Annotated in this window: 33 protein-coding genes; 22 read left to right on the top strand and 11 right to left on the bottom strand. The window is 41.3% G+C overall.

The genetic code is table 11. From position 1 onward, the window contains the following. Positions 1-291: 291 nt before the first annotated feature. A complete protein-coding gene (lexA, locus tag DIC78_RS00260) occupies positions 292-909 on the bottom strand; it encodes a transcriptional repressor LexA (RefSeq protein WP_010334405.1) in 618 nt (205 codons plus the stop codon). Between the two features lie 156 nt (positions 910-1065). On the opposite strand from lexA, the gene yneA reads away from it, so the two are divergent. From yneA to DIC78_RS00230, 6 genes are all read left to right on the top strand, one after another. Beyond that, positions 1066-1377: a cell division suppressor protein YneA gene (yneA, locus tag DIC78_RS00255; protein WP_059291742.1), complete on the top strand. Its 312-nt coding sequence runs from the start codon at positions 1066-1068 to the stop codon at positions 1375-1377. A gap of 16 nt (positions 1378-1393) precedes the next feature. Continuing rightward, a complete protein-coding gene (locus tag DIC78_RS00250; protein WP_024121575.1) occupies positions 1394-2047 on the top strand; it encodes a YneB family resolvase-like protein in 654 nt (217 codons plus the stop codon). Between the two features lie 63 nt (positions 2048-2110). Continuing rightward, entirely contained in the window at positions 2111-2344 is a 234-nt protein-coding gene (locus tag DIC78_RS00245) for a DUF896 domain-containing protein (RefSeq protein WP_024121576.1), read from the top strand. A gap of 174 nt (positions 2345-2518) precedes the next feature. Further along, a complete protein-coding gene (gene tkt / locus DIC78_RS00240) occupies positions 2519-4522 on the top strand; it encodes a transketolase (protein ID WP_105954358.1) in 2004 nt (667 codons plus the stop codon). Positions 4523-4674: 152 nt separating this feature from the next. Further along, positions 4675-5121: a sporulation inhibitor of replication protein SirA gene (sirA, locus tag DIC78_RS00235; RefSeq protein ID WP_095713923.1), complete on the top strand. Its 447-nt coding sequence runs from the start codon at positions 4675-4677 to the stop codon at positions 5119-5121. A gap of 85 nt (positions 5122-5206) precedes the next feature. After that, complete coding sequence (locus tag DIC78_RS00230) at positions 5207-5425, top strand: YneF family protein (RefSeq protein WP_003221221.1); 219 nt, start codon at positions 5207-5209, stop codon at positions 5423-5425. 73 nt (positions 5426-5498) lie between these two features. Here the strand turns inward: DIC78_RS00230 and ynzD are convergent, their stop codons facing one another. Next, positions 5499-5672, bottom strand: a complete 174-nt coding sequence (ynzD, locus tag DIC78_RS00225; RefSeq protein ID WP_024121579.1) for an aspartyl-phosphate phosphatase YnzD — start codon at positions 5670-5672, stop codon at positions 5499-5501. 220 nt (positions 5673-5892) lie between these two features. Between ynzD and DIC78_RS00220 the strand changes: the two genes are divergently transcribed. The 3 genes from DIC78_RS00220 (at position 5893) to DIC78_RS00210 (ending at position 7624) form a co-directional block, all read left to right on the top strand. Then, a complete protein-coding gene (locus tag DIC78_RS00220; RefSeq protein WP_095713924.1) occupies positions 5893-6600 on the top strand; it encodes a cytochrome c biogenesis protein CcdA in 708 nt (235 codons plus the stop codon). Between the two features lie 89 nt (positions 6601-6689). Next, on the top strand, positions 6690-7052 hold the full coding sequence (locus tag DIC78_RS00215) for a response regulator (RefSeq protein WP_010334411.1): 363 nt from the start codon (positions 6690-6692) through the stop codon (positions 7050-7052). Between the two features lie 80 nt (positions 7053-7132). After that, positions 7133-7624, top strand: coding sequence for a CcdC family protein (locus tag DIC78_RS00210; RefSeq protein ID WP_081638316.1), 492 nt, complete (start codon positions 7133-7135; stop codon positions 7622-7624). A gap of 30 nt (positions 7625-7654) precedes the next feature. On the opposite strand, the gene DIC78_RS00205 is transcribed toward DIC78_RS00210, so the two are convergent. The 4 genes from DIC78_RS00205 to sspO all read right to left on the bottom strand — a co-directional run bounded on the left by DIC78_RS00205 (position 7655) and on the right by sspO (position 9111). Further along, entirely contained in the window at positions 7655-8083 is a 429-nt protein-coding gene (locus DIC78_RS00205) for a DUF2621 domain-containing protein (protein ID WP_127695120.1), read from the bottom strand. Between the two features lie 232 nt (positions 8084-8315). Next, positions 8316-8708 carry an outer spore coat protein CotM gene (gene cotM / locus DIC78_RS00200; protein ID WP_081638313.1) on the bottom strand — a complete coding sequence of 131 codons (393 nt, stop codon included), beginning with the start codon at positions 8706-8708 and terminating at the stop codon, positions 8316-8318. Between the two features lie 78 nt (positions 8709-8786). Next, positions 8787-8933, bottom strand: a complete 147-nt coding sequence (locus tag DIC78_RS00195; protein WP_003221237.1) for a small acid-soluble spore protein P — start codon at positions 8931-8933, stop codon at positions 8787-8789. 31 nt (positions 8934-8964) lie between these two features. Beyond that, a complete protein-coding gene (gene sspO / locus DIC78_RS00190) occupies positions 8965-9111 on the bottom strand; it encodes a small acid-soluble spore protein SspO (protein ID WP_003221239.1) in 147 nt (48 codons plus the stop codon). Positions 9112-9338: 227 nt separating this feature from the next. On the opposite strand from sspO, the gene acnA reads away from it, so the two are divergent. The 7 genes from acnA (at position 9339) to DIC78_RS00155 (ending at position 14161) form a co-directional block, all read left to right on the top strand. After that, entirely contained in the window at positions 9339-12068 is a 2730-nt protein-coding gene (gene acnA / locus DIC78_RS00185; protein WP_103671503.1) for an aconitate hydratase AcnA, read from the top strand. 70 nt (positions 12069-12138) lie between these two features. Further along, on the top strand, positions 12139-12648 hold the full coding sequence (locus DIC78_RS00180) for a redoxin domain-containing protein (RefSeq protein ID WP_127695118.1): 510 nt from the start codon (positions 12139-12141) through the stop codon (positions 12646-12648). A gap of 79 nt (positions 12649-12727) precedes the next feature. Then, a complete protein-coding gene (locus DIC78_RS00175) occupies positions 12728-12853 on the top strand; it encodes an FbpB family small basic protein (protein ID WP_003244964.1) in 126 nt (41 codons plus the stop codon). Between the two features lie 64 nt (positions 12854-12917). Beyond that, the gene (sspN, locus tag DIC78_RS00170; RefSeq protein ID WP_024121586.1) at positions 12918-13064 is read left to right on the top strand and encodes an acid-soluble spore protein SspN; all 147 of its coding nucleotides are present in this window, start codon (positions 12918-12920) and stop codon (positions 13062-13064) included. Positions 13065-13098: 34 nt separating this feature from the next. Then, a complete protein-coding gene (gene tlp, locus DIC78_RS00165) occupies positions 13099-13350 on the top strand; it encodes a small acid-soluble spore protein Tlp (protein ID WP_105991921.1) in 252 nt (83 codons plus the stop codon). Between the two features lie 80 nt (positions 13351-13430). Further along, on the top strand, positions 13431-13847 hold the full coding sequence (locus tag DIC78_RS00160; protein WP_024121588.1) for a YbgC/FadM family acyl-CoA thioesterase: 417 nt from the start codon (positions 13431-13433) through the stop codon (positions 13845-13847). A 14-nt stretch (positions 13848-13861) separates the two neighbouring features. Continuing rightward, positions 13862-14161, top strand: coding sequence for a hypothetical protein (locus DIC78_RS00155; RefSeq protein ID WP_010334420.1), 300 nt, complete (start codon positions 13862-13864; stop codon positions 14159-14161). A gap of 31 nt (positions 14162-14192) precedes the next feature. Here DIC78_RS00155 and DIC78_RS00150 read toward each other — a convergent pair whose 3' ends face one another. After that, positions 14193-14480: a HesB/YadR/YfhF family protein gene (locus DIC78_RS00150; protein WP_024121590.1), complete on the bottom strand. Its 288-nt coding sequence runs from the start codon at positions 14478-14480 to the stop codon at positions 14193-14195. 93 nt (positions 14481-14573) lie between these two features. Next, positions 14574-15155, bottom strand: a complete 582-nt coding sequence (gene plsY, locus DIC78_RS00145) for a glycerol-3-phosphate 1-O-acyltransferase PlsY (protein WP_127695116.1) — start codon at positions 15153-15155, stop codon at positions 14574-14576. 168 nt (positions 15156-15323) lie between these two features. Between plsY and DIC78_RS00140 the strand changes: the two genes are divergently transcribed. From DIC78_RS00140 to parC, 3 genes are all read left to right on the top strand, one after another. Further along, positions 15324-15731, top strand: a complete 408-nt coding sequence (locus tag DIC78_RS00140; protein ID WP_059335687.1) for a CoA-binding protein — start codon at positions 15324-15326, stop codon at positions 15729-15731. Between the two features lie 390 nt (positions 15732-16121). Next, on the top strand, positions 16122-18089 hold the full coding sequence (gene parE / locus DIC78_RS00135) for a DNA topoisomerase IV subunit B (RefSeq protein ID WP_095713928.1): 1968 nt from the start codon (positions 16122-16124) through the stop codon (positions 18087-18089). A gap of 3 nt (positions 18090-18092) precedes the next feature. Further along, positions 18093-20510 (top strand): DNA topoisomerase IV subunit A, encoded by a 2418-nt coding sequence (gene parC, locus DIC78_RS00130; RefSeq protein ID WP_127695114.1) that lies wholly within the window; start codon positions 18093-18095, stop codon positions 20508-20510. A gap of 50 nt (positions 20511-20560) precedes the next feature. Here parC and DIC78_RS21970 read toward each other — a convergent pair whose 3' ends face one another. Then, entirely contained in the window at positions 20561-20686 is a 126-nt protein-coding gene (locus DIC78_RS21970; protein ID WP_010334426.1) for a hypothetical protein, read from the bottom strand. Positions 20687-20710: 24 nt separating this feature from the next. Further along, positions 20711-21061 carry a hypothetical protein gene (locus tag DIC78_RS00125; protein WP_101861292.1) on the bottom strand — a complete coding sequence of 117 codons (351 nt, stop codon included), beginning with the start codon at positions 21059-21061 and terminating at the stop codon, positions 20711-20713. Positions 21062-21518: 457 nt separating this feature from the next. Here DIC78_RS00125 and DIC78_RS00120 point away from each other — a divergent pair, with 457 nt between their 5' ends. From DIC78_RS00120 to DIC78_RS00110, 3 genes are all read left to right on the top strand, one after another. Continuing rightward, entirely contained in the window at positions 21519-22916 is a 1398-nt protein-coding gene (locus DIC78_RS00120; RefSeq protein ID WP_101861293.1) for an alanine/glycine:cation symporter family protein, read from the top strand. 333 nt (positions 22917-23249) lie between these two features. Next, positions 23250-24749, top strand: coding sequence for a cellulase family glycosylhydrolase (locus DIC78_RS00115; RefSeq protein WP_127695112.1), 1500 nt, complete (start codon positions 23250-23252; stop codon positions 24747-24749). A 76-nt stretch (positions 24750-24825) separates the two neighbouring features. Beyond that, positions 24826-25086 carry a YnfE family protein gene (locus DIC78_RS00110; protein WP_059291729.1) on the top strand — a complete coding sequence of 87 codons (261 nt, stop codon included), beginning with the start codon at positions 24826-24828 and terminating at the stop codon, positions 25084-25086. 397 nt (positions 25087-25483) lie between these two features. On the opposite strand, the gene DIC78_RS00105 is transcribed toward DIC78_RS00110, so the two are convergent. Then, positions 25484-26629, bottom strand: a complete 1146-nt coding sequence (locus DIC78_RS00105; RefSeq protein ID WP_127695110.1) for an alpha/beta hydrolase — start codon at positions 26627-26629, stop codon at positions 25484-25486. Positions 26630-26858: the final 229 nt, after the last annotated feature.

Below are 26858 nucleotides of genomic sequence, written 5' to 3'. Positions count from 1 at the left end.
TAAAAGAGGAGAGTATAACTCATCTTTTCACGTCCGAAAATCGAAACATTTATAAGAAAAGAACGTCTAATTTTTTAAACAGCACTTTTTTTAAAAAAAGTTTCGTTAAGGAAAGAAAATTTCTTGACTTCAACAATTGAATGATGGATAATTATGGTGTAAACATGATGTTCTTTTTCCTCCTATTCAGGTTCGCACCTAAGCCAGGGCGAGCCTGCTTTTTTTTAAAACAAAACCCCCACTCCGCAAAGGAAGAGGGGGTTTATTCTTTGTAACTGATAGTTCAATAGTTTAATGGACAGTTCTGAACACACCAATTACTTTTCCTAATATGCTGACATTCTGCAGTATGATCGGAGCCATGGTTGGATTTTCAGGCTGTAAGCGAATGTGTGTATCCTCTTTATAGAAACGTTTTACCGTAGCTTCATCATCTTCTGTCATCGCCACTACGATTTCACCGTTATTCGCCGTGTTTTGCTGTTTTACAATAACATAGTCCTTATCAAGTATACCTGCGTCAATCATACTGTCACCCATGATCTCCAGCATAAACACATGCTCATCCGGAGGAACCATACGGTCAGGAAGCGGGAAGTATTCTTCAATGTTTTCAACCGCTGTAATAGGTGAGCCCGCCGTTACTTTTCCGATTACCGGTACATTAACGACTTGGCTTTTTGGAATCTCTACTTCTTCATCCAGAATTTCTATCGCTCTTGGTTTTGTCGGATCGCGTCTAATCAGCCCTTTTGTTTCCAAACGGGCCAAATGGCCGTGGACAGTAGAACTGGACGCAAGGCCGACAGCCTCTCCGATCTCTCTAACCGAAGGCGGATATCCTTTTGATTTAACCTCTGCTTTAATAAAACGGAGGATATCAAGTTGCCTTTTTGATAGCTTCGTCATTTTTTGCACCTCTAAACGTCGATTTTAAATAGATTATAGCATGATTTTCCTGACAGTACAAACATAGGTTCGAAAAAAACAATTGACAGAAACGTTTGTTCGTATATACTGAAATTATAAAAAAGCGAACAAACATTCTTGTCGGAGGTTGTTATCATGAATAAAGAATCTATTATTTTTGTCGGCCTGTTCACTGTGATTCTAAGCGTGGTTATCCTTCTGTTGTCATATACAAGCAGCGACCAGGAGCTTAATCAATATGTTAAAATAAAAGTTCAGTCTGGGGATACGCTCTGGTCGCTTGCTGATCAGGTGGATGACTCAAAAAAGATAAATAAAAGTGATTTTGTTGAATGGGTAGCTGAAAAAAATAATCTCCAGACGTCTGAGATTCAGCCGGGGGATGAATTGGTGATTCCATTAAAAAAGGAACACCCGGCTGCATACGAACTGGCTACTGTTAAATAGAGAGGAAAGGTAGAAGGTGAAAGCACTCATTTATGCCCGAGTAAGCACAAATAAAGAACAGCAAGAAACCTCATTAAAGCGGCAGGAGGAGGAGCTTACGGCCATTGCTGCCGAGAACGGCATGGAAGTCGTCAAAGTGATTTCTGAAAAAGCCAGCGGATATGAAATGGACCGGGATGGTGTATTTGATTTGCTTGATCATATCAAGAATTCAAATATTGATGTGATTTTAGTTCAGGATGAAACAAGACTCGGCCGGGGAAACGCGAAAATTGCACTTCTTCATTGTATTTACAGGGAAGGTGTGAAAGTATATACGACCGCTCACAGAGGTGAGCTGGAGTTATCAGAGGCTGACTCTATGGTGCTGGAAATCGTCAGCATTGTGGAGGAATACCAGCGGAAAATCCACAACATGAAAATTAAACGCGGAATGAAACGCGCAGTGAAAAATGGTTTTAAGCCACAAAAGAACCTGAAAAACCAGCATGAAAACAGCGGAAAAGAAAGAATAGAAGTTCCGATCTCGGAGATTGTCCGGTTGAGAGCGAATAAACTGACGTTTGCTGAAATCGCGGCTACGTTGAGAGGTTTTGGCTATGATGTGTCAAAGGCGACAGTCCATCGGCGTTTTCAGGAATACATAGAGAATGAGCAGACAGGCGAGTGAATCAGTTGTAAAACTCCTCTTGTTTTAGTAGTATATAGACAAAATGCAATAAAGGAGTTTATCATGATTTCAAACGAAAAAATTGCCAGAATCAATGAACTTGCCGCAAAAGCTAAAGCTGGCGTTATTACAGAAGAAGAAAAAGCTGAACAGCAAAAGCTCCGTCAAGAGTACCTAAAAGGATTTCGTTCTTCTATGAAAAACACATTAAAAAGTGTAAAAATCATTGATCCTGAAGGCAATGACGTAACACCTGAAAAGTTAAAAAGAGAAAAAAATAATAACAGACTTCACTAATATAAGAGGAATACGGCAATATCGTATTCCTCTTTTGTATATACTACAAACAACAGCGCTTTCTTCAAGCGACAAAATTCATCAAGTTTCTCTCAAATTTAAGCTGAAACAGTTGAGAAAAAGTCGTCAGACATTTATGATGAAAGGGTACAACATATAAGGAAGGGGATTTTTATGGATACAATTGAAAAGAAATCAGTTGCTACCATTCGCACACTATCAATAGACGCTATTGAAAAAGCAAACTCTGGTCACCCTGGTATGCCTATGGGGGCAGCGCCAATGGCATATACGCTATGGACAAAATTTATGAATGTAAATCCGGCAAACCCTGGGTGGTTTAACCGCGACCGTTTTGTTTTATCTGCGGGACACGGATCAGCACTTTTATACAGCATGCTTCATTTAAGCGGGTATGATCTTAGCATTGAAGATCTTAAGGGATTCCGCCAGTGGGGCAGCAAAACACCGGGGCATCCGGAATTCGGACATACAGCCGGTGTTGATGCAACAACAGGGCCGCTTGGACAAGGAATCGCAATGGCGGTCGGAATGGCTATCGCAGAACGCCATTTAGCCGAAACTTACAACCGCGATTCATTCAATGTAGTCGATCACTATACATACAGCATTTGCGGTGACGGCGATTTAATGGAAGGTATTTCTTCTGAAGCCGCTTCACTTGCAGGCCATCTTCAGCTTGGCCGTCTGATCGTATTATACGATTCTAATGACATCTCCTTGGACGGAGATCTGGATCGTTCATTCTCTGAAAACGTGAAACAGCGTTTCGAGGCGATGAATTGGGAAGTTCTTTACGTTGAAGATGGAAACAATATTGAAGAATTATCTGCGGCAATTGAAAAAGCACGCCAAAACGACAAGAAACCTACATTGATTGAAGTAAAAACGACAATCGGTTTCGGTTCTCCTAACCGTGCCGGCACTTCCGGTGTTCACGGTGCTCCGCTTGGCAAAGAAGAAAGTAAATTAACAAAAGAAGCTTATGCATGGACGTATGAAGAAGATTTCTACGTTCCGTCAGAAGTATATGAGCATTTCGCAAAAACAGTAAAAGAATCCGGCGAGAAAAAGGAACAGGAATGGAATGACCAATTCGCTAAATATAAAGAAATTTATCCGGAACTCGCTGAACAGCTTGAGCTGGCTATCAAAGGAGAACTTCCGAAAGACTGGGATCAAGAGGTGCCTGTTTATGAAAAAGGAAGCAGTCTGGCATCCCGTGCCTCTTCAGGTGAAGTTCTGAACGGCCTTGCGAATAAAATTCCGTTCTTTGTCGGCGGTTCTGCAGACTTAGCAGGATCAAACAAAACGACGATTAAAAATTCCGGTGATTATACAGCGCTTGATTACTCAGGAAAAAATTTCTGGTTTGGTGTTCGCGAATTTGCTATGGGTGCAGCCTTAAATGGTATGGCGCTTCACGGCGGACTTCGTGTATTCGGCGGAACATTCTTTGTCTTCTCTGATTACTTGCGTCCGGCCATTCGCCTTGCAGCATTAATGGGTCTTCCTGTGACATATGTCTTTACTCACGACAGTATCGCGGTCGGTGAAGATGGACCGACTCACGAGCCGGTTGAGCAGCTTGCTTCATTACGGGCAATGCCTAACCTTTCTTTAATCCGCCCTGCAGACGGTAATGAGACAGCAGCGGCTTGGAAGCTTGCGGTGCAGAGCACAAATCACCCAACAGCGCTTGTATTGACACGTCAAAACCTTCCTACAATCGACCAAACAGCTGAAGAGGCATTGGCTGGTGTAGAAAAAGGTGCATATGTTGTTTCTAAGTCTAAAAACGAAACACCTGACGCTCTTCTCATCGCTACGGGCTCAGAGGTTGGCCTCGCAATCGAGGCACAGGCAGAATTGGCAAAAGAAAATATTGATGTTTCTGTCGTCAGCATGCCTTCAGTAGATCGTTTTGAGAAACAATCGGATGAATACAAAAACTCCGTGCTTCCGTCAGATGTGAGAAAACGTCTTGCGATTGAAATGGGCTCATCATTTGGCTGGGGCAAATACACAGGGCTTGAAGGAGACGTGCTCGGTATTGACAAATTCGGCGCCTCCGCTCCTGGCGAAACCATTATCAATGAATACGGCTTCTCAGTTGCAAACGTTGTGGATCGAGTCAAAGCATTAATCAATAAATAAGTTTTTCAAAGGGGATGAGTCAAATCATCCTCTTTTTCTTGTTTATCCGACAAAAATAGTATTGGCTGTTTAACAGTAATAGACAATTCTTTCTTCTCTTCTTTTGTATAATAGAATGCAAATGAAATGCTGCTGGAAAAGGGGATGAGAAGATGGAACGTCACTACTATACGTACCTGATCAAAGAGGAATTTGCCAATCACTATTTCGGGCGGGAATCGGTTATGTTTGATCTGTTTCAAGACTATCATTGGACAAGCCTGACGAGGCAGCAGTATGAAATGACAGAGAAACAAATTCAATATATTACGAAACCCATTCCGATTTTACATATGCATCAGCGGTTAAAAATGAATTTGAACAATACAAACTATACACAGCTGGATTATATTTATAGATTATCTCTCCCAAAAGCAAAGGGACAAGCGTCTTTTATGATGAAAGAACACATGATTGAAATTGTTGCTAACGGAGATTACGAGGCGGAAACGATATTTTTTGAAGTTCTTCGCAAAGTAAGCCCTTGCTTTCTTGCAATGGATTTCAATACGAAGCGGTATGGGTGGTTAAATCCGGTGAAAGAAAGAAATTTTGTCTAAAACCGAAGAAAAAGAGATGTAAATGTTGTATAATAGCTTTTGGTTTAGTACACTTTAAACTAGACAACATGAAGGAGGAAATAAAATGACTTTATGGGTTGGCATCCTAGTGGGCGTTGTTGCACTGCTCATAGGTGTTGCACTCGGGTTTTTTATTGCTCGTAAATATATGATGAGCTACCTTAAAAAGAATCCGCCTATTAATGAACAAATGTTACGCATGATGATGATGCAAATGGGAATGAAACCTTCTCAAAAGAAAATCAATCAAATGATGAAAGCCATGAATAATCAAACGAAATAATACGTAAAGATTATGATATAGAGAAACATGGTTATAAAATAAAAAACCCTTTATCGGGTTTTTTATTTTGCAATCATTCATCACCCGCTACTGCTCGAAGGCGCTGCTTTTGATATTGTATGAGAAGATGGTCAAGCTCCTGACTGAGTTCTATCGTAATATGAGATGTCATTCCGTTCGCCATGACAATTTGCAGCAGCTCTGCTCTTTTTTTTTCAATTTCATTTAATAGATGCTCTCTAATCACAGGGATGTATCCTTTCATACATTAGATCTTCAAAAGTGAATGTTTATATTATATCCATATTTATACTAATTTTCAAATGAGAAGGAGTACAATGTCTCAATGTCAAATTAAATTATATAAGTTTTTTTTGAAAATAGAAATCCTTCGAGTGAAAGTGTTAAAAAAATGAAATGATTTTGTCATAACTTGAAGGAATGTCAAATCATGAAGGGATGATGACATGGGAGATGTGAATTATTTTCTGACATTCGGCGCGGGATTTTTATCATTTATTTCGCCTTGCTGCCTGCCGCTTTATCCGGCTTTCCTGTCATATATTACAGGAGTCAGCATGGATGATGTGAAAACAGAGAAACTATTGCTGCAAAAAAGAAGCTTGGCCCATACGCTGTTTTTTTTGCTGGGGTTTTCAGTGATTTTTATAGCTTTAGGATATGGAACATCTTTTATTGGAACCCTGTTTAGGGATTATCATGATGCCATTCGGCAAGTTGGCGCTTTGCTTATTATTTTGTTTGGTTTTATTACGCTTGGCGTGTTTCGGCCTGAGGTTATCATGAAAGAACGCAGAGTCCATTTTAAGCATAGGCCAGGCGGTTTTTTCGGTTCCGTTTTAATCGGTATGGCTTTTGCGGCCGGATGGACGCCTTGCACCGGTCCCATTTTGGGGGCTGTTATCACATTAGCAGGTACGAATCCTGGCTCAGCGATACCGTATATGATGCTATATGTTCTCGGATTTGCCGTTCCGTTTGTATTATTGTCGTTCTTCATCACGAAACTGAAGTGGATCAGGAAGAATCAGCTTTTGATCATGAAAGCGGGCGGTGTACTTATGATTGTTATTGGGGTCTTGCTATTTTTTGACTGGATGAACTTGATCATTATTTTGCTGTCGGATCTTTTTGGTGGATTTACAGGTTTCTGACTGTTAAATTACTTTTGCACTACTACTAATCCTTTTGTTTTTGGTACAATAAGACTATTACCTGAGGAATTCGATTTTTGGAGGGGAATATGACAAGAGTTTTAGTTGTAGACGACGCCAAGTTCATGAGAGTAAAAATCAGAGAGATCTTGGAAGAGGCAAATTACATAATAGCAGGCGAGGCGGCGGACGGCGAGCAAGCGGCTGACCTGTATAAAAAACTTCGGCCGGACTTAGTGACGATGGATATAACGATGCCGGTGAAAAACGGCATTAAGGCGCTCCGTGAGATCATATCCTTTGACCCTAAAGCAAAGATAATCATGTGTACGGCAATGCGCCAGCAAAGAATTGTTACAGAAGCCATTGAACTTGGGGCCAAAGATTTTATTGTCAAACCGTTTGAGGAGTCCAAAGTATTAGAAGCTGTCAACCGCGTTATGGGAAATTGATAGTCATTTCTTTTCAAAATGGTTTTTTTTATTGTTTTGGAGTATAGTATATAGTGTCAACACTCCGAGAAAACAAAGGAATGATAAGTATGATGATTATAGTTTCATCAATTGTTGCTGTTTTAATGGCTGCAGCTGTGATGGTGGTCAGAATTAAGTCTTCCGATAAGCCCGTTTCACCGAAAAAAATCATTCTCCCGCCGATTTTTATGAGTACGGGGGCGTTAATGTTTTTATTTCCGGTTTTTTGGGTAACGGGTGAAGAGTTTTTAGAAGCGATCACTTTAGGCGTGATTTTCTCTATTTTTCTTATAAAAACTTCAAAGTTTGAAATTAAAAATAATGAAATTTACATGAAACGCTCTAAGGCATTTGTCTTTATATTAATCGGCCTTTTAGTGATCAGAATTGTGATGAAATCAATTTTAAGCACATCGGTTGATTACGGCGCACTGAGCGGAATGTTTTGGATTCTGGCTTTCGGTATGATTGTGCCGTGGAGAATCGCCATGTATCTGTCATACCGAAAACTTCAAAGCGAGCTTCAGTCAGCAGACATTCAAATGAATTAAAAAACCTTTCCTCCTTGCGGGAAAGGTTTTTTATTTAAGAAAGGCCTGATAAGGTTCAATATCGATTTTCTTGTCTCTTAGATGTTTCTTTAAAAAGGTATGGTCTCTTTTCGGAGTAGCCAGGATATAACCTTTGATAATAAGCCGCTGATCAATCGCTGCTGCGTTTTCTTTTAATGCCAGCTCTCCGATTTTTCCGGCAATTTTTGCTCGAGCTATATCTCTGAACAGCTCCGGAACAGGTGTGACCAATTCATCGAGAAATTGTTTGTTTTCATTGCTCCATAGATGTCTGCTGTTTTCAATATAGTAATCCTGCCAATCCAGCTCAGATTTGCCGTCCTCTTTTGGTAAACGCTTTAAAAACTTTCGAAACATAAAAAATCCGCCGATTGATAACAAGACAATCATCGTGATCACCCAAAACAGAATAAACCACAAAAACCAGCCTTCCAGCATCAATCATTCCCCCTTATACTAACCATATTGTATATGAAGAAAGAATAGAAGAACAATGTTTAAAAAAAATAGAAAAAAATGATAGACGTCTAGTCAAAAGAGATGGTAGATCATATTCTATTGTATAGTGAATCTGCTATTTGGCCATGGGAGAGTCACTAGAGGGTATTTGACGATAAATGGACGGAAAAAAAGTCACTTTCATTATAGGGGATGAAAGTGACTTTTGATTTTAGCTGAGAGGGAATTGAAGAGAAAAAGAAGAGCCATCATTCGTCTCTTTATTGACGGCAACTGTGAGAATTTGATTTTCGCATTCAGTCTCAATCGACTTGTCATTCAAATAAAAAGGAAGCATCATTTGTTTTTCAAGAGTCTGTTCTGAGGATTTAACCGTCAGGATGAACTCACATCCGGACAAGGTAATTGTGATTTGTGTCGGCTGTATAGCCGACAGATCTGCTTCAATAATATATTGCTGACTTGTTTCATATAGATCAATAGGTAATGTTTCGTCGTACCAGGCGAACGGATCTTCAAAAAATTGCCGAAGCCATTCCTCCATGCCATCGAAATCATTAGCATCGTTTCGTTTTGAATGGGTCATGGAAGCATTCCTCCATATATCAACCTTGCTTTAGCTTATGCAGTTGGTCAGAAATGGGTGAACGCATAAAAAAACAGACGCTAAGGTCTGCTTTTATTACATATCATGGCTTGAATTGTGCTTTTGTCTTGTGTGATTTCTGTTTTTCACTTTCTTGCTTCCGCTGAGGGGTTCCGGCTGACCCGGATTGTGTCCTTTAGGAGCGTTTTTATGCATATCTTTACTTGTATTTTTATTGGTCATAAAATGAGAACCTCCTTAAAAGAGTTCAACGTTATTGATTGGTTTTTCTTTTTTTGTTATTTTGGCGTTCTGCTTCAGTCAGTACAAGCTGATCGTTTTCTACATAGCCGGCGCCTTTGCCTTGGCTTTTCGCGTCATTCATCCCATTTATTACGTGATTTGCTTTTCGTTTGACCATCATTATCACCTCAATCATAATATGGCTTCTTTCAATGAGGAATATGAGAGAGTGCAGACAGTAAAATTTCCCGCTTTTTTGCCCTGATAAGCCGATCTTATTGTATTTAATAAAAACATTGATATTTACTTATGTATGATTTTGTTTTAATATGAAATTGTGAGAAAATTGTGATGGAATGTAATGTTCATCTGAGAATGAACTGATCTGAAGGGGGATTTTGGAGAATGGCAAACGAGCAAAAAACTGCAGCACAAGACGTTTTCCAAGCGAGAAAATCGTTTACTACAAATGGGAAAACTTATCATTACTACTCTTTGAAAGCATTGGAAGATTTGGGGATCGGAAATGTGTCGAAGCTTCCTTATTCCATTAAAGTTCTTTTAGAATCTGTATTGCGTCAAGTGGACGGATTCGTCATCAAAAAAGAACACGTGGAAAATTTGGCAAAATGGGGAACTGCCGAGTTAAAGGAAATCGATGTTCCGTTTAAACCATCACGCGTTATTTTACAAGATTTCACTGGGGTACCGGCAGTAGTTGACCTTGCTTCATTACGTAAAGCAATGGCAGCTGTCGGCGGAGATCCTGACAAAATCAACCCTGAGATTCCTGTTGATCTTGTCATCGACCACTCTGTACAGGTTGATAAAGCGGGCACAGAAGATGCTCTGGCTATTAATATGGACTTGGAATTCGAAAGAAATGCAGAGCGTTACAAATTTTTAAGCTGGGCAAAGAAAGCGTTTAATAACTACCAGGCAGTACCGCCAGCAACAGGTATCGTTCACCAGGTAAACCTTGAGTTCTTGGCAAGTGTTGTCCACGCAGTCGAAGAAGACGGAGAACTGATTACGTATCCTGATACGCTGGTAGGAACTGACTCGCATACAACAATGATTAACGGAATCGGTGTTCTCGGCTGGGGTGTCGGCGGAATTGAAGCGGAAGCCGGAATGCTTGGGCAGCCTTCTTATTTCCCTGTTCCTGAGGTAATCGGTGCGAAACTCGTCGGAAAGCTTCCGAATGGAACAACAGCCACTGACTTGGCGTTAAAAGTGACACAAGTACTGCGTGAAAAAGGCGTAGTCGGTAAATTTGTTGAGTTCTTCGGACCGGGAGTTGCTGAACTGCCGCTGGCAGACCGTGCGACAATCGCTAACATGGCTCCGGAATACGGTGCAACATGCGGATTCTTCCCTGTAGATGAAGAAGCTCTAAATTATCTGCGTTTGACAGGCCGCGATGCTGAACATATTGACGTAGTAGAAGCATACTGCAGAAGCAACGGCTTGTTCTATACTCCAGATGTAGAAGACCCGCAATTTACTGATGTCGTTGAAATTGATTTGTCTAAAATTGAAGCAAACCTTTCCGGTCCAAAACGTCCTCAGGATTTGATTCCGCTTTCTGCTATGCAGGAAACGTTTAAAAAGCACTTAGTCAGCCCTGCGGGTAACCAAGGATTCGGATTAAACGCCGAAGAGGAAGACAAAGAAATTAAATTTAAATTGCTTAACGGCGAAGAAACAGTCATGAAAACAGGTGCAATCGCTATTGCTGCGATTACAAGCTGTACAAATACATCTAACCCATACGTCTTAATCGGCGCCGGCCTTGTGGCGAAAAAAGCGGTTGAATTAGGACTCAAAGTGCCTAACTACGTGAAAACATCACTTGCACCGGGTTCTAAGGTTGTTACAGGATATCTTGTTAATTCAGGCCTTCTTCCATACATGAAAGAGCTTGGTTTTAACCTCGTCGGATACGGATGTACAACATGTATCGGAAACTCAGGTCCGCTTTCACCGGAAATTGAAGAAGCAGTTGCGAAAAATGACCTGTTGATTACGTCTGTTCTTTCTGGAAACCGTAACTTCGAAGGACGTATTCATCCGCTTGTGAAAGGTAACTATCTTGCTTCTCCGCCGCTTGTAGTAGCTTATGCGCTGGCTGGAACAGTGAACATTAACCTGAAGACGGATCCGATCGGTGTCGGAAAAGACGGACAAAAAGTGTACTTCAACGATATTTGGCCGTCAATGGACGAAATTAATTCACTTGTTAAACAAACTGTTACACCGGAGCTCTTCCGCAAGGAGTACGAAACAGTATTCGATGACAACAAACGCTGGAATGAGATTGAGACAACAGATGAAGCGCTATACAAATGGGATAATGAGTCAACTTATATCCAAAACCCGCCATTCTTCGAAGAAATGTCAGTTGAACCAGGCAAGGTTGAACCTTTAAAAGGCCTTCGTGTTGTCGGTAAATTCGGCGATTCAGTCACAACCGACCATATCTCTCCTGCAGGGGCAATCGGAAAAGATACACCTGCCGGAAAATACTTGCAAGCAAAAGGTGTGTCACCTCGTGACTTTAACTCCTACGGTTCACGCCGCGGAAACCATGAGGTTATGATGAGAGGAACATTTGCAAACATCCGCATCAAAAACCAAATCGCGCCGGGCACAGAAGGCGGATTTACAACGTACTGGCCGACTGGTGAAGTGACATCAATCTATGATGCCTGCATGAAATATAAAGAAGATAAAACAGGCCTTGCCATCTTAGCGGGCAAAGATTATGGTATGGGATCTTCCCGTGACTGGGCTGCAAAAGGAACAAACCTGCTCGGCATTAGAACTGTAATTGCTGAGAGCTTTGAAAGAATTCACAGAAGTAACCTGGTATTCATGGGTGTGCTCCCGCTTCAATTTAAACAAGGTGAAAATGCGGATACACTCGGCTTAAGCGGTAAAGAAGTGATCGAGGTGGATGTTGATGAAAGCGTACGCCCTCGTGATATCGTTACAGTAAGAGCAATTGATGAAGACGGAAGTGTAAAAACATTTGAAGCACTTGTGCGCTTCGATAGTGAAGTTGAAATTGATTATTACCGCCATGGCGGAATTCTGCAAATGGTGCTTCGCGAAAAAATGAAGCAATCATAATGTATGAAGAAGAGAAGGCAGCCTGCTTTCTCTTCTTTTTATGAAATAAGATAGCTCCGGGGGTGAATTTATGCTGAAAAAATGGGTGGCAGGAATCCTGTTGATTGGGCTTGCCGGATACATGTGCTGGAACATCTATCAGCAATTTAGCAAAAAAGAAATAGGCATTGAAGAGGGACAGCAAGCGCCTGACTTCACTCTGAAAACGATATCAGGAGAAAGGACCTCTTTATCAGATGTCAAAGGCAAAAAAGTTCTGCTTAACTTCTGGGCAACTTGGTGCAAACCGTGCCGACAGGAAATGCCGGCGATGGAGGAACTGCAAAAGGAGCACTCAGATGTAGCGGTTATTGCAGTTAATTTCACTTCAGCTGAGAAAAGCGAGAAACAGGTGCAAACCTTTGCTGATACGTATCATTTAACCTTCCCCATTTTGATTGATAAAAAAGGAATTAATGCTGACTATAATGTGTTTTCATACCCAACTACGTATATTTTAGATGAAAAAGGCGTGATTCAAGACATACATATCGGGACCATGACAAAAAAAGAGATGAAAGAAAAACTGGATCTTCATTAGATTCAGTTTTTTTATGTGCAAACATGCTTACAAATTTTCAGAATTGGAAAAAATAAAAGAATACGCGGAGGTGAGAAGAGTGAAGAAGATGAGAAAACGTTCTTTTCATGAGCTCGTCATGGAAAACAAAAAAGAGCTGATGACGAATACGGAATATTTAAATCAGCTTGAGGAAAAGCTTGAACAGCGATTTAAGCAAAAATAACCTTTAATTTGTATTCATGTTTGCCCCTCCTTTTGAGAATCCTATTTGTTGAGGAGGGATAAACATGGGAAACAACAAGAAAAACGGTCAGCCTCAATATGCTCCAAGCCACTTGGGTACAAAGCCTGTTAAATATAAACGCAATAAAGGGGAAAAAATGCACGATACTTCTGGTCAGCAGCCAATTATCATGCAGACGAAAGGCGAATAGCGCCGGATTGATTTTATTCTAGGAGGTCCATCCAATGACAAAAAACCAAAATCAATATCAGCAGCCCAATCCTGACGACCGTTCCGATAACGTAGAGAAACTGCAGGATATGGTCCAAAATACAATCGAAAATATAGAAGAAGCAAAGGAATCAATGGAGTTTGCTTCAGGAGAAGATAAGCAGCGCATCAAAGAAAAAAACGCAAGACGGGAAGAGAGCATCGAAGCATTTCGCAATGAAATTCAAGACGAATCCGAAGCGAGAGAAAACGGATACCGTTCGTAAAAACCAGGGAAACCTGGTTTTTTTCTTTCTGATTTGGATGTGGTAAAATGGGGCTAAACTGATTAAGGGAGCAGAGTATCTTGCATGTATCAAAAACAGAAATAGAAGTGCGTTACGCCGAAACAGATCAAATGGGGATCGTGTATCATGCGAATTATCTTGTTTGGATGGAGGTCGGAAGGACGGCACTCATTAAAGACCTAGGCTTTTTGTACAGTGATATGGAAAAGAAAGGCGTGCTTTCTCCAGTCGTTGATATCAATATTTCCTACAAAAAACCCCTCCACTATGGAGAAACTGCGGTGGTGCACACATGGATTGAGGAATACAACGGCTTTAAAACCATATATGGCTACCATATTTATAATCCGGCTGGTGAGCTATCTATTCAAGCGAAATCATCTCATATTTGTGTGGATAAAGAAAGTTTTAAACCGATTCAGTTTCGTAAGGCTTTCCCCGATTGGCACGCAGCATATGAAAAGGCCAAAAAATAGGAAGTGAATGACATATGGCATTTGGCGTGAAACGGGAGGAAGTTAACCGCTGGAAGAAGGCAGTCAAAAGAGGGGAAATCGCATTTTTAACACATTATTGGCTGGATGACCGTTTCCCCGAATCTAAAACCGTGACAAAAGCAGGCTGTGCAGATATTGATAAGCTGGTTCAATGGGGTGCGGCGTACGGTTTGAAGGAAGAATGGATACATAAAAAAAGCGAATTTCCCCACTTTGATCTTTTGGGCGAGACGCAAAAATATATCTTAGAACAAGAAAATCTGACCGACCATCTCACTCGTTTTCATTTATAAAAAAGAACGCATATAATATGCGTTCTTTTTCTTAATGGTATTCAAATACAGGCTCATCAGCAGACTCTGAATAGCTGACGAGAAGATCATGGTTGTCAAAGTACCAAAGATCACTTTCTTCAATAAAGAAGGTGATGCCGCCGACTTCTGCCGTGACTCCTGCTTCTTGAGGAGCATCTTTCGCCACTCCGAGAGAAAAGCCTTTTTGAACGTTGCTGCAGCCGCCATAGCGGACGAAAAATCGAACTTGGTCTCCGTTTTGTAAATCGAGCTCTTCTTTATACCAGTTCAGCGCGTCTTCGTTAACTGTCATATTCATAACAGGACCCCCTTTTCCCTTTGTTATCATTTGATTTTCTCTATTATAAACGTATAAGGCTATCTCGTGTCAAAATAGAAGTTTTTTAAACATTTATAACCATTTGACTTTAGGTTCTGTTTTATTGATAATTCGTTTGATATTCGCCCGGTGCCTGTATATTACAAAAACAGTGAGCAGCGTGACGACAATCAATAAATACTTATCATGTACAAAGAGACTATATATGATAGTATATATCCCTGTTAACATTGATGACAGAGAGACAAATTTAGTCAAGTATAAAAAGATGAAAAAGACCGCAACCATTGTAATGAATAACAGAGGTGCATAAAACAGCAAGACGCCTCCCGAAGTTGCTACGGCTTTGCCGCCTTTAAATTTGGCGAACACAGGAAACACATGGCCAAGAACCGCTATGACTCCCGCAAGGAGCGGATGAATATCAACATGCATGAGGTAAGGCAATGCAGCTGCCAGTGTCCCTTTTAAAATATCTCCGGCTATGACAACCGAACCAGCTTTTACGCCCAGTGTACGGAACGCGTTGGTAGCGCCTAAGTTTCCGCTTCCATGCTCCCGAATATCAATTCCCTTGGCAAGCTTACCTACGATTAAGCCAGATGGAATACTGCCTATCAAGTAGGCCAAAATAATCAATAAAGCAATTAACATCTACATTTCTCCTTTTTCAATGTCCCTAATCTCTATTTTAACATGAGATGTCATGATCTGATGATAAGTTTTTTTGTAAAGTTTGCTTACAAATCTAATCAGCCATACATCATATTTTGATTTCTTCCTTTTCGGTCGTGTAGAATAAACAAAAAGGAGTGGTCTATCATGCAAAACCCTTCAAAAGCGGAAATCAAAGAAATTCTTGATGGAAGTAAGAGAATAGCGGTAGTCGGGCTTTCAGACCGTCCCGATAGAACATCGTATATGGTATCAAAAGCGATGCAGGATGCGGGATACGAAATCATACCAGTAAATCCGACGATCGAAGAAGCGCTTGGTGTAAAAGCCGTATCATCGTTAAAAGAAATTGACGGTCCGATTGATATCGTAAATGTATTCAGACGTTCAGAACAGCTTCCTGATGTCGCTAAAGAGTTTCTGGAGACAGATGCCCCGGTATTTTGGGCGCAGCAAGGCCTGGTGAACGAAGAGGCTTATCAGATGCTGAAGGAAGATGGCAGAACGGTCATCATGGATCTGTGCATAAAAGTGGCACACGCTGTAACAAAATAGGTGCAGAGCTGCAAAAATCCTTGTGAATTCAAGGATTTTTGCTTTTTCATGTAAAGATATTGTTTGCGAATTACTGTGAAACAGATACAATAAAGCTTGAACAGCTTTTTTTGAATGCCTTGCTAAGCTGGGTTCCGGCCGTTCGATTTGCGAAGGTCCGCTGCTTTATATATAATAAACAAACATACGTTCTCATCTCGGAAAAACAGCACTTTTGGATGTTTTACGGAATGATTCGTTAGCTGTATGTTGAGAATGGGATTACATTGGTTATAATGAAGAGTCCAAGGCAGAAGCGCACCGGGGCAAGGATTATGAAAAATACTTTTATACAATTGACAAGTAACAATGAAAAAGAGAATGTTAGTTTTTTGAAAGGGGTTTGTACGTTTGGCTAGAAAACAGCAATTTGATTACAACGAAGATGCCATACAGGTGCTGGAAGGCCTTGAAGCCGTAAGGAAAAGGCCGGGTATGTATATTGGCTCAACCGACGCGAGAGGCTTGCATCACTTGGTTTATGAAATTGTAGATAACTCCGTCGATGAGGTACTTGCCGGCCATGGAGATCACATTATCGTTAAAATACATAAAGACAACAGTATTTCTGTACAGGATAGAGGCCGCGGCATGCCGACTGGAATGCATAAACTCGGCAAACCAACCCCTGAGGTCATTTTAACGGTGCTTCACGCAGGCGGAAAATTCGGTCAAGGCGGTTATAAGACGAGCGGAGGGCTTCACGGCGTCGGCGCGTCTGTCGTGAATGCTTTATCTGAATGGCTGACGGTTACGATTGAGCGGGACGGCTTCGTCTATCAGCAGCGTTTTGAAAACGGAGGTAAACCGGTCACATCTCTCGAAAAGATTGGCAAAACGAAAAAGACAGGCACACTTACTCACTTTAAGCCTGATCCGACAATGTTCAGCACAACAACTTATAATTTTGAAACGCTTTCTGAACGCTTACGGGAATCAGCGTTTTTATTAAAAGGATTAAAAATTGAACTGATTGACGAGCGGAACGGCCAGCGTGAAGTCTTTTATTATGAGAACGGAATAGAAGCGTTTGTTGCTTACTTAAATGAGGAAAAAGATGCTCTGTCTGAAGTGGTCTCATTTGAAGGAGAGCATCATTCCATCGAAGTGGATTTTGCGTTTCAGTTTAACGACGGCTATTCAGAAAATATCCTGTCGTTTGTTAACAACGTCAGAACAAAAGACGGCGGTACTCATGAGTCAGGTGCAAAGACAGCGATGACGAGAGCCTTTAATGAATATGCGCGAAAAGTGGCTTTGCTGAAAGAAAAGGATAAAAACCTTGAAGGCACAGATATAAGGGAAGGGCTTTCAGCTATAATCTCTGTCCGTATTCCTGAAGAACTTCTTCAATTTGAAGGACAAACAAAAGGAAAACTCGGCACAAGCGAAGCAAGATCTGCTGTAGACGCAATCGTATCAGAACAGCTTGCTTACTTTTTAGAGGAAAATCGGGACACCGCTACTCTTCTTGTGAAAAAAGCAATAAAGGCGAGCCAGGCGCGAGAAGCGGCACGTAAAGCCCGGGAAGAAGCCAGAAGCGGCAAAAAACGAAAAAAATCAGAAGCGACATTAAGCGGTAAGCTGACACCTGCGGGTTCGAGAAATCCGGCAAAAAATGAATTGTATCTCGTTGAGGGTGACTCTGCGGGTGGTTCAGCAAAGCAGGGAAGAGACCGCAGATTCCAAGCGGTTCTGCCATTGCGCGGTAAAGTCATTAACACGGAAAAAGCAAAGCTTGCAGATATCTTTAAAAACGAAGAGATTAATACGATCATTCATGCCATCGGCGGCGGTGTCGGGGCTGATTTTTCAGTCGACGACATTAACTACGATAAAATCATCATTATGACGGATGCCGATACTGACGGCGCTCATATTCAAGTACTGCTTTTAACCTTTTTCTATCGCTATATGAAGCCGCTCATTGAGAATGGAAAGGTATTTATTGCACTGCCTCCTTTATATAAGGTCAGCAAAGGCAGCGGGAAAAAAGAAATCATTGAATATGCATGGTCTGATGAAGAGATGGATGATGTACTGAAAAAAGTCGGCAAGGGCTATACAATCCAGCGATACAAGGGTCTTGGTGAGATGAACGCAGATCAGCTGTGGGAAACGACGATGAATCCGGAATCCCGTACGCTTGTGAGGGTCAAAATTGACGACGCGGCACGTGTTGAGAGACGCGTGACGACATTAATGGGCGATAAAGTAGAGCCGCGCAGAAAGTGGATTGAGAAAAATGTAGCTTTCGGCTTGGATGAAGAAAGCAATATTTTAGAAAATGAAAACTTATCGGTCGCTGAGGAGGTTTAATGATTGTCACAGCCAGAATTATTTCATGATTTACCATTAGAAGAGGTGATCGGCGACCGTTTTGGACGCTATAGTAAATATATTATTCAAGACAGGGCGCTGCCTGATGCGCGCGACGGTTTAAAGCCCGTACAGCGCAGAATTCTGTATGCGATGCATACGGACGGAAACACATTTGATAAAAATTTCAGAAAAGCGGCCAAAACGGTCGGTAATGTCATCGGTAACTACCATCCGCACGGTGACAGTTCGGTGTATGAAGCAATGGTGCGGATGAGCCAGGATTGGAAAGTGCGGAATGTATTAATTGAAATGCACGGGAATAACGGAAGTATAGATGGAGATCCTCCGGCGGCCATGCGTTACACAGAAGCGAAGTTGTCTTCGATTGCATCAGAGCTTCTGCGGGATATTGACAAAAATACTGTTGAATTTGTCCCAAACTTTGATGATACAAGCAAGGAGCCTGTTGTACTTCCTGCTATGTTCCCTAACTTGCTGGTCAACGGATCTACCGGTATATCTGCAGGATACGCGACTGATATACCGCCTCATCATTTAGGAGAGGTCATTGATGCTGTTATTAAACGCATTCAAATGCCGTCATGCTCTGTAGACGATCTCATGGAAGTGATCAAAGGGCCCGACTTTCCGACAGGCGGAATTATCCAGGGCATTGATGGCATTAGAAAAGCCTACGAAACCGGAAAAGGGAAAATTATTATCCGCGGAAAAGCTGAGATCGAAACGATCAGAGGCGGACGTGAGCAAATTGTGATTACAGAAATTCCGTTTGAAGTCAATAAAGCCAACCTTGTGAAAAAAATGGACGAGTACCGTATTGATAAAAAGGTTGAGGGCATCTCCGAGGTTCGAGACGAAACAGACCGAACCGGCCTTAGAGTGGTCGTAGAACTAAAGAAAGAAGCAGATGCCAAGGGCATTTTGAATTACTTATATAAAAATACTGATTTGCAGATTACGTATAACTTTAATATGGTGGCGATCCACAACCGCCGTCCAATGCTGATGAGTCTGCCAGCTATTTTAGATGCATACATCGGCCACCAAAAAGAAGTTGTCACAAACCGATCCGTTTACGAGCTTCAAAAAGCAAAAGACAGACATCACATTGTAGAAGGTCTTATGAAGGCTTTATCGATCTTGGATGAAGTCATCGCAACGATTCGCTCCTCTAGCGATAAACGTGACGCCAAAAACAATTTAATGGCGAAATATGAATTCACTGAGCCTCAGGCTGAAGCTATCGTGTCCTTGCAGCTATATCGTTTAACAAATACCGATATCACAGCGCTCAAGGAAGAGGCTGAAGAGCTCAGCAAAAATATTGAAGAGCTTGAATCGATTTTGAGCAATGATAAAAAGCTGTTAAAGGTCATTACAAACAGCTTAAAAGCGCTGAAAAAGAAATATGCGGACACGAGACGCTCTGTCATTGAAGAAAAAATTGAGGAAATCAAAATTAATCTTGAAGTCATGGTTGCCTCTGAGGATGTATACGTGACCGTTACAAAAGATGGCTACTTAAAGCGCACAAGCCAGCGTTCCTTTGCCGCTTCAAACGGACAGGATTTTGGAATGAAGGACACAGACAGAATGCTGCACCAGTTTGAAATGAATACGACAGATGTGCTGCTGCTTTTCACGAATAAGGGAAGCTATATCTATTGTCCGGTTCACCAGCTGCCTGATATCAGATGGAAGGACATGGGCCAGCACTTTTCTAACATAATCACGATTGAACGTGACGAAACGATTGTAAAGGCCATACCGATAAAAGAGTTTGATCCAACTGCTTATCTTTTATTCTTCACGAAAAACGGCATGGTGAAAAAGACAGAACTCACCCATTACAAAGCACAGCGTTATTCTAAAGCACTTGTGGCGTTAAATCTAAAGGGTGAAGACGAGCTGATTGATGTACATGTGACAAATGGTGACAGTCAGATCTTGATGGCGACACATCTGGGGTATGGCCTATGGTTTGGAGAAGATGAAGTAAATGTTGTGGGCGCACGTGCAGCTGGCGTTAAAGGAATTAACTTGAAAGATGGAGACTTTGTTGTGTCAGGAGAAATTCTGAATGAGTCTGATTCTCTCGTATTGTTTACACAGCGGGGAGCGGTCAAACGTATGAGTCTTTCTGAGTTTGAAAAGACCTCCCGTGCAAAACGGGGAGTCGTTATGCTGCGTGAACTGAAGAAAAATCCGCATCGTGTCGTTTCGCTGTTCGCGTGCGGACTAGATGAATGGTTTATGGCAGAAACGGAAAAAGGGGACAGAAAAGAACTGCAGGCTAAAGAGCTGCGAACAAACGACAGATACAGCAATGGTTCATTCTTTATTGATGAAGAAGAATCAGGCAAGGTCACAGCTGTCTGGCGTCTTACAACTGAATAATCATTAAAAAACCCGCCCACATATCGTGAGCGGGTATATTTTGTTTTTCATCAGCTTTCATGGCTGGTGAATAAGTCTGTCACGGCATGAATGACTTCAATACCTTGCCATACAAATAAGTTCAGCGCTGTGAAAGAGAACAAGCCTAAAATCACCATTCTTAAGATAAACAACATGTTAACAGCCTCCTCATATTTTCGTTATATATTCGGGTGATGTTGAACATGAAGTTTGTCGAAATAAGACGATTGATAAAATTTCGCCAGTATAAAGCTTTTTCTTCGCTGCCGTCTCCGGGAGTAACATATATCTTTGTTTTCCGCGGTCATCAGCAGCACAGCCATTGAGAAGGCAGTCAGCGCAAAAGTTCCGGTGATGGATTTCTTTTCATCATCTGCATTTTGGCCAGCTTTCATCTCATGCATTTCCTGCTGGTCGGCTACCGCTTTATAATGATGGCCAATATCAAAGGCGTGGGGAATTGAGAACAAATGAAAACTGGCAATCGCCAAAAATAAGATGGACGCTTTAAGTATCGTTACTTTTTTCAAATGATCTCCCCCCTTCGATATTACTGAATATTTTTATAATGATACCCCAGACCATCTTAAAAGTAAACCTGATTTATTAAATTTAAAAATAAAATTCACTTTGTTAAGTATATATCGTTTCAGTTCCATTTTAAAGTGAAATGTCTTTTATTAGTATATGTATACCCGATCTAGGGTGTGATTCAAAACATATTTTAAAGATATGTTTGCAGCTCAAACATTATCACGATATACACCCTAAGGTTAGGGAGAAACAAGCGGAGAATGAATAGAAAGGGAGACTCTTTTTATTGATTTCTAATGATTTTATTCATAGAAAATAAAAAATCAAACCAACATAATATTCTTCCGAAAAAACTTTCTAATTCGACATATTGTGATATAATAATACTCGTTGTGTTAAAAAATCTAACATCAAAAATGAATTCAGCATGAATTGCAAAAACGGGAGGTAAGTATGGAGTCTTTTTTCAGCAAAATGATTAATATTCCAAGTGCCTTTATTTGGGATTATTTAGTCTATATTTTAGTAGGGCTTGGATTATTTTTTACAATTCGTTTTGGTTTTATCCAATTCCGATATTTTATTGAAATGTTTAGAATAGTAGGTGAGAAGCCTGAAGGAAATAAAGGCGTTTCATCTATGCAGGCGTTCTTTATTTCTGCGGCATCCCGAGTTGGTACAGGAAATTTGACTGGTGTGGCCTTAGCAATTGCGACAGGCGGACCAGGAGCTGTATTTTGGATGTGGGTTGTAGCTGCTGTAGGGATGGCTTCAAGCTTTGTTGAGAGTACGTTAGCGCAGCTTTATAAGGTGAGAGACGGGGAGGATTTCCGCGGCGGACCGGCCTACTATATCCAAAAGGGTCTTGGAGCTAGATGGCTCGGCATTGTATTCGCTGTTTTAATTACTGTATCGTTCGGTTTAATCTTTAACGCTGTTCAAACTAACACAATAGCGGGTGCCTTAGATGGCGCTTTTCATGTGAATAAAACAGCAGTAGCCATCGTTCTTGCTGTTTTAACTGCGTTTATTATTTTTGGCGGTTTAAAACGTATTGTGGCGGTATCACAATTAATTGTTCCGGTAATGGCAGGCATTTATATTCTTATTGCTTTATATGTAGTGATTACTAACATTTCTGCATTCCCGGGAATTATCGCAACAATTGTCAAGAACGCTTTCGGCTTCGAACAAATTGTCGGCGGCGGTTTAGGAGGCATCATTATAACCGGCGCAAAACGGGGACTATTCACTAACGAAGCAGGAATGGGAAGCGCGCCGAATGCAGCTGCGACAGCTCATGTTTCGCACCCGGCAAAACAGGGTCTTATTCAGACATTGGGTGTATTTTTCGATACATTTATTGTCTGTACATCCACTGCGTTTATCGTATTACTTTACAGCGTAACGCCAAAAGGTGACGGTATTCAAGTAACACAGGCTGCATTAAATCACCATATTGGAAGCTGGACGCCGACTTTTATAGCCATCGCAATGTTCTTGTTTGCATTTAGTTCAGTTGTCGGAAACTATTATTATGGTGAGACAAATATTGAATTTATTAAAACTAGCAAGCTATGGCTGAATATTTACCGTATCGCGGTTATTTTTATGGTTGTTTACGGATGTATGGCAGACTTTCAACTTGTTTGGGACATGGCGGATCTCTTTATGGGGCTCATGGCGCTGATTAACTTAGTTGTGATCACACTGCTGTCAAACGTAGCATACAAAGTCTATAAAGATTACGCGAAACAGCGCAAACAAGGACTGGATCCTGTGTTTAAAGCAAAAAATATCCCAGGATTGAAACACGCTGAAACTTGGGAAGATGAGAAACAAGAAGCATAATTTATAAAGAATACGGCTGCATTCAATGACTTGAATGCAGCTTTTTATTTGCCGAAAAAAAAGCGGAATCTTTTGATTTCATCAAAAAATAACGTGTAAAGTCCTGATCAAACACTTTTATCCCTGATATACACGTGTCAGCTGTATAGGAAGCAACACAAAAAGAGTCAATAGACAGGCTTTTAAGCCGCCTAAAAACAAGAAATTAGGTTGATAGACAATCATGAGAAAGATTTTTACAATGAGTGCGTGTTTAAAAAAAGAAAGGGAGGGAGAACGGCAGCTATTAGCCATACGTTCTACATGATTATTTGAAGGAGGAGAGAATGCTATATGAAACGTTCAGTCTCTATCTTTATCGCATGTTTATTAATGACAGTATTAACAATTAGCGGTGTCGCGGCACCAGAAGCATCTGCAGCAGGGGCGAAAACGCCTGTAGCCCTTAATGGCCAGCTTAGCATTAAAGGTACTCAGCTAGTCAATCAAAACGGAAAACCGGTGCAGCTGAAGGGGATCAGCTCACACGGTTTGCAGTGGTTCGGCGATTATGTCAATAAAGACACTTTAAAATGGCTAAGAGACGATTGGGGAATTACCGTCTTCCGGGCGGCAATGTACACGGCTGACGGCGGTTATATCGAGAATCCGTCTGTGAAAAATAAAGTCAAAGAAGCTGTTGAAGCGGCAAAAGAGCTCGGGATATATGTCATCATTGACTGGCATATTTTAAATGACGGCAATCCAAATCAAAATAAAGAGAAGGCGAAGGAATTCTTTAAGGAAATGTCAAGCCTTTACGGAAGCTCACCAAACGTTATATATGAAATTGCTAATGAACCGAACGGTGATGTAAATTGGAAGCGCGATATCAAACCGTATGCGGAAGAAGTGATTTCTGTTATCCGTAAAAATGACCCGGATAACATCATTATTACCGGAACAGGCACTTGGAGCCAGGATGTCAACGATGCTGCAGATGATCAGCTTAAGGATGCAAACGTCATGTACGCGCTTCATTTTTATGCCGGTACACACGGCCAGTTTTTAAGGGATAAAGCGGACTATGCGCTCAGCAAAGGAGCGCCGATTTTTGTAACGGAATGGGGGACGAGTGACGCTTCCGGAAATGGAGGGGTATACCTTGACCAGTCGAGGGAATGGCTGAATTATCTCGACAGCAAGAAAATCAGCTGGGTAAACTGGAACCTTTCTGATAAGCAGGAATCATCCTCAGCTTTAAAGCCGGGGGCATCTAAAACAGGCGGCTGGCCGTTATCAGATTTATCCGCTTCAGGGACATTTGTAAGAGAAAACATCCGCGGCTCCCAAAATTCGAGAGAAGACAGATCTGAGACGCCAAAGCAAGAGAAACCCGCACAGGAAAACAGCATCTCTGTGCAATACAGAACAGGGGATGGAAGTGTGAACAGCAACCAAATCCGTCCTCAGATCAATGTGAAAAACAACAGCAAGACCACCGTTAACTTAAAAAATGTAACTGTCCGCTACTGGTATAACACGAAAAACAAAGGCCAAAACTTCGACTGTGATTACGCGAAGATCGGATGCAGCAATGTGACGCACAAGTTTGTGACATTACATAAACCTGTAAAAGGTGCAGATGCCTATCTGGAACTTGGGTTTAGAAACGGGACGCTGTCACCGGGAGCAAGCACCGGAGAAATTCAAATTCGTCTTCACAATGAGGACTGGAGCAATTATTCACAAGCCGGGGATTATTCTTTTTTCCAGTCAAATACGTTTAAAGATACAAAAAAAATCACATTATATAATAACGGAAAACTGATTTGGGGAACAGAACCCAAATAGTGACTGTTTTGACGGACATCACAATTGGTGTCCGTTTTCATTATCTAACAAGCGGCAGAACAAGGAGGTACAAGCTGTGGACGAAACATTGAAACAGTATATGTTGCTGTTCAAACAAAACAGCGACTTGGTTAACGGACCGGACTATCCAGGAAAGGAAAAAGATATCCAAAACCAAAAAGAACAGATTGAAGCCTACGAAAAACTTCTGCAGCAAGGCTTTACCAGCGATTATGATTATGATGAGTTTGCTGATTCGGTGATCAAATGCGCATACGGTGATATGACATTGGAAGAGCTGGAAGCCGTATATTATGGGTTGACTTCGCCATTTTAAAGTTTCTTAATAAGACTTCCTGAAGCTCAGGCATTTGACACTTGAAATAAAAGCAATCGAAATTGGCCAACCTGCAAGTAATTTTCTTATTCTGTCTCACTAACTTAAGTATACTTTGTTATTGAGACAGAATTTCTTTGAAATTAATTACTTCCTAGAATATATATTATGTTAACTAAAATAAGTCGTAAATCCACACCATTGTTGTTCAGCCTCTCTTATGCCAGGATTATTATCTGTATAAGAAAAAAACTTTAAAGTAGCTCGCGAAAACAATAATTGTTTAGGTGCAATGAAATTTGACAAATCATTGCACCCTTGAGCTTGTAATAATAATCTATTTCGTCAGTTGATTTTTTTAATTGTTTTGCCGCTTCCAATGCCCAATTCGGTTATGTCACTTGTTGCTGGTCTTCTTGATCAAGTCCACGCCATCGTATGCCAGACTCTCCACACTTGCAGCCTTCTGCAGTATGTAATGATCAAAAAAGTTCTTCGTATAGTCTGTAACAAGATTTCGCATCTCTATAGCATCCCGTTCGCCTCTGAGTTCCTCATTAACACTGGTAAACACGATGTCGCAGTAATCTAAATGCGCAACACGATCAACAGAGAAATAATAGGTTTCCATGCTATTGTTATCGCCAATTATCGCATTCATGTTATAGTTAGGTTCACAAAACAGTAGCAAAAAGGGTTTCTTAAGGTCGCTGTCGAGAAGGCCGAACGCACCGCTATCCAAGCCAATCCCGCAGGCGAACCGGTCGTCGTCCCGGCAAACAATCGCCGTCGTAGGCCCTCCATAAGAATGTCCGACTATGCCCATGCCGATGTCAAGCAACAATCTGCCCTTAAAGATGGAATTCAGCTCTCCAGAGTCCAGTTTGTAAAGATAATCGGCTACATACCTTACATCTTCTGCCTGTAATTCACTATACTCTGTTAACTTGGCAAGTATCGGCAGTGTAAGCAAGTCATGGCACATCTCAATGGCAGTTTCATCGTCAGGCCGCATCTCCATCTTACCAGCCAACGCCAGCATCTCCGTATCTTCAGAAAACGCCATAATGACATCCGAAAAATCCTTTGATACATTAAACAGGCGCCCATCTTTACGCTTATACATTGTGCTATTCTGATGGCCGATGCTTACCACAACATATCCCATGCTTGCCAAGTCTGTACAGATCACTGTACCCCATTCTGGAGAACCGCCACCGCCGCAAACATAGAATAACACCGGATAGCGCTTTTCCTTCCCGGAGAGAGCAATGTCGTCGTAACACTGGGTCTTGATATCTATAGAGAAAACATCCTTCCCTTTAAGATACGCAGTGACAAGTGGCTGCTCATTAAACATCTCGTAGACTTCAGGAAACATGTACGTTGATGTAGTCTTCCCTTCGCTGCTGTCAGATGGATAATACACAAACGCCGTCAGTTCTCTTTTTGAGTGATCTGATGCCGTGTACTCAACATCCATCTGGGTTCGACCGACAGTATAGCCGCCAATTGGTTCTGGAAATGCGTCATAAGTTTTCACTTTCTTGTTCCCCCTTCATTAATAAAAGTGGCGAATGTGAAATACATACATTGCGCTATAAGCGCTTTTCAAAACTGTTTTAGGGTCTGTTTCAACAAGAACCCAAAAATCGTATTCTAGTTCACTGAACAAGCGAACATTCCTTTTTAGTTAAGGACTATATAATTCCCAATAATTATTTCCAAACTTGCTGCTTCTTTTCATGTTAATGAGCGAATACATGTGTACA

The sequence above is a fragment of the Bacillus halotolerans genome, from assembly GCF_004006435.1.
GTDB classification, from domain to species: Bacteria; Bacillota; Bacilli; order Bacillales; family Bacillaceae; genus Bacillus; species Bacillus halotolerans.
Note: the sequence above shows the minus strand (reverse complement) of the source record. Positions and strands in the feature narration are given on the sequence as shown.